Origin of the sequence: Saccharomonospora saliphila YIM 90502 (assembly GCF_000383795.1) — a bacterium.
GTDB lineage: Bacteria > Actinomycetota > Actinomycetes > Mycobacteriales > Pseudonocardiaceae > Saccharomonospora > Saccharomonospora saliphila.
Genome location: NZ_KB912678.1, coordinates 111,056 through 113,836, shown reverse-complemented (window position 1 = coordinate 113,836; position 2,781 = coordinate 111,056). Strand labels below are relative to the sequence as shown.

Annotated in this window: 4 protein-coding genes; 3 read left to right on the top strand and 1 reads right to left on the bottom strand. The window is 72.1% G+C overall.

Annotated elements, in window-relative coordinates:
• On the bottom strand, positions 1-272 hold a 272-nt coding region (locus SACSA_RS26115), incomplete at its 3' end, for a hypothetical protein (protein ID WP_048876763.1).
• Between the two features lie 227 nt (positions 273-499).
• On the opposite strand from SACSA_RS26115, the gene SACSA_RS0113040 reads away from it, so the two are divergent.
• The 3 genes from SACSA_RS0113040 to SACSA_RS22795 all read left to right on the top strand — a co-directional run.
• Positions 500-1,729, top strand: a complete 1,230-nt coding sequence (locus tag SACSA_RS0113040) for a S8 family peptidase (RefSeq protein WP_019816368.1) — start codon at positions 500-502, stop codon at positions 1,727-1,729.
• 86 nt (positions 1,730-1,815) lie between these two features.
• On the top strand, positions 1,816-2,571 hold the full coding sequence (locus tag SACSA_RS0113035; RefSeq protein WP_019816367.1) for an SDR family oxidoreductase: 756 nt from the start codon (positions 1,816-1,818) through the stop codon (positions 2,569-2,571).
• Positions 2,572-2,585: 14 nt separating this feature from the next.
• Positions 2,586-2,781: histidine phosphatase family protein (locus tag SACSA_RS22795; protein WP_048876749.1), on the top strand; the 196-nt coding region annotated here is incomplete at its 3' end.

The following is a 2,781-nucleotide window of genomic DNA, read 5'->3' as shown; positions in this document are numbered from 1 at the left end:
GGGCGGCGGGAGGCCGCGCCGCGTGGGCGCGGCGGCGGCACCCGTCCGAGCAACGACCCGGTGGGCAGATCGAGGATCTGCTCCAGCGCGAGCACCGCGCGGATGGACCGGCCGCGCTCCGGCTGCCGCTTGCCCGACTGCCAGTAACTCAGTGCCGTCACGCTGACGGGGACCCCGCGTTCCTGGAGGCGGACCTGTATCCGGTCGAGGCTGAGACCACTGGTGGAGATCGCCGACCTGAGCGTTTCGGAGAAGGCGCTCTCCCCGCACATCCGTGTGTCCCCCTGCCACGGCAACCGCATAACGATAGGGGAACAGGTTAGCACCGGCTGTAACGCTCAGTGCGGGCCGATGGGTGCAGGACACGATCGTGTTGCTCCGTTCGGCGCAGGCGCTGCTGTGACGAACGGCTCAGTACTGGTAAATGTGCATTGTTGCCCAACCGTGTCCCCCAACGGTGTCATGTCGAGACCACTGCCGGGGACAGGGAAGGAAGCCGATGGGCAACACAGGCAAGCCGAGGCGGAGCGCGACCACGGGCGTCGTGGCGGCGAGTGCGGGCGCGCTGCTCGCGTTGAGCGTGACACCCGCACAGGCCGCGACCGGAGACGTCCTGGGAGCCGACGCGCCGGACGCCGTGGACGGCCGCTACCTCGTCGTCCTCGACGACGACACCGAGGCGGGTCCCGTCGCCGACACCCTCGGTGCGCTGGCCGAGACGGCCGAAGCGCTCGTGGGCGACTACGGCGTGGAGCTGACCCGGACCTTCGGGCACGCCGTGAACGGTTTCGCGTTCTCCGGCGACGAGGCGGCGGCCGAGCGGCTCGCGGCCGACGCGGACGTGGCGTTCGTGACCAGCGTCAAGCGCTTCCGCGCCGCGCCTCTGCTGGGCGCGGACCCGGCGCGGGATGTGGACTCGTGGGGCCTCGACCGCATCGACCAGCGTGCGCTTCCGCTCGACGACTCCTACACCGCACCCAACACCGGGGCTGGAGTCACCGCGTACGTGGTCGACACGGGGATCGACGCCGACCACCCGGCCTTCGGCGGCAGGGTCTCGGGCGGCCGGGACTTCGTCGACGGTGACTCGGACCCGGACGACGAGAACGGGCACGGCACCCACGTCGCGGGCACGATCGGTGGCGCGGGCTACGGCGTCGCGCCGGAGGTCGACCTGGTCGGCGTGCGCGTGCTCGACGCCAACGGCAGCGGGACCACCGAACAGGTGGTCGCGGGCATCGACTGGGTCGCGGCGAACGCCTCCGGTCCCTCGGTGGCGAACATGAGCCTCGGCGGCCCGGCGGACCCGGCCCTCGACGAGGCTGTCCGCGGCGCGATCGAGCAGGGCGTGACCTTCGGCGTCGCAGCGGGTAACGAGTCCACCGACGCGGGCTCCACCTCGCCCGCGCGGGTGCCGGAGGCGATCACGGTCGCGGCGAGCAACCAGCGTGATTCGCAGGCGACGTTCTCCAACCACGGCGAGGTCGTCGACCTCTACGCGCCGGGCTCGAACATCACGTCGGCCTGGCCCGGCGGCGGGGAGAACGCGATCAGCGGCACCTCGATGGCGACCCCGCACGTGGTCGGCGTGGCGGCACAGCACCTCGCCGACGACCCGGGCGCGGGTCCGGCCGAGGTGGCCGACGCGCTCGTCTCGTCGGCGACGCCGGACGTGATCGTCAATCCGTCCCGGGGCACGCCGAACCGGCTCCTCCACACCGGGTCCTGATCGCCCGCCCACCCGTCGTGTGCCGTGGCCCGGTGCGTGCGCGACGCGCCGGGCCACGGTCTGTTACTAACGGGTAGGGTGTCGGAATGGTCGTCCGCAGCAACATCGTCATCACCGGTGCCAGCTCCGGCCTGGGTGAGGGCATGGCCCGCCACTTCGCCGCCCTGGGCCGCGACCTCGCGTTGTGCGCGCGCAGGCGCGAGCGCCTCGACACGCTCGCCGCCGAGCTGACCGAGCGCTACCCCGGCATCCGCGTCGTCGTGCGGGAACTGGACGTCAACGACCACGACCGCGTCTTCGAGGTGTTCGACGAGTTCCGCGCCGAGTTGGGCACGCTCGATCGCGTGATCGTCAACGCGGGCCTTGGCAAGGGACAGCCGATCGGCACCGGCGCGTTCGGGGCGAACCGGCAGACCGTCGAGACGAATCTCGTGGCCGCACTGGCGCAGTGTGAGGCCGCGATGACGATCTTTCGTGAGCGGAACGCGGGCCACCTCGTCGTCGTGTCGTCGTTCAGCGCGTTGCGCGGGATGCCGCGCAACATCACCGCCTACGCCGCCTCGAAGGCAGGGGCGAGCGCGCTGGCCGACGGCATCCGCGTCGACACGCTCAACACGCCCATCCGCGTCACCACGCTGCTGCCCGGCTACATCGAGTCGGAGATGACCCGTCGCAGCGGCGGCCGCACACCCTTGCTGGCCGATGCCGGAACCGGGGCGAAGGCACTCGTGCGGGCGATCGAGAAGGAGCGGCCCCGGGCCTACATCCCGGCCTGGCCGTGGGCCCCGTTGAGCGCGCTCGTACGGGTCCTGCCCGCGAGCCTGCTGCGCCGGATCACCTGAGTACGGGACCGGCCATGGCGGTGATCTACCTCGTCCGGCACGGGCAGGCGTCCTTCGGCGCGGCCGACTACGACGTGCTCTCCGCACGCGGCGAACGCCAGTCGCGCGCCGTCGGCGCCGAACTGGCACGTCGCGAAGCCGTGGTGACCGAGGCACGCTGCGGCACCCTCGCCCGGCAACGGGCCACCGCGGCCCTCGCGCTGGCCGAGC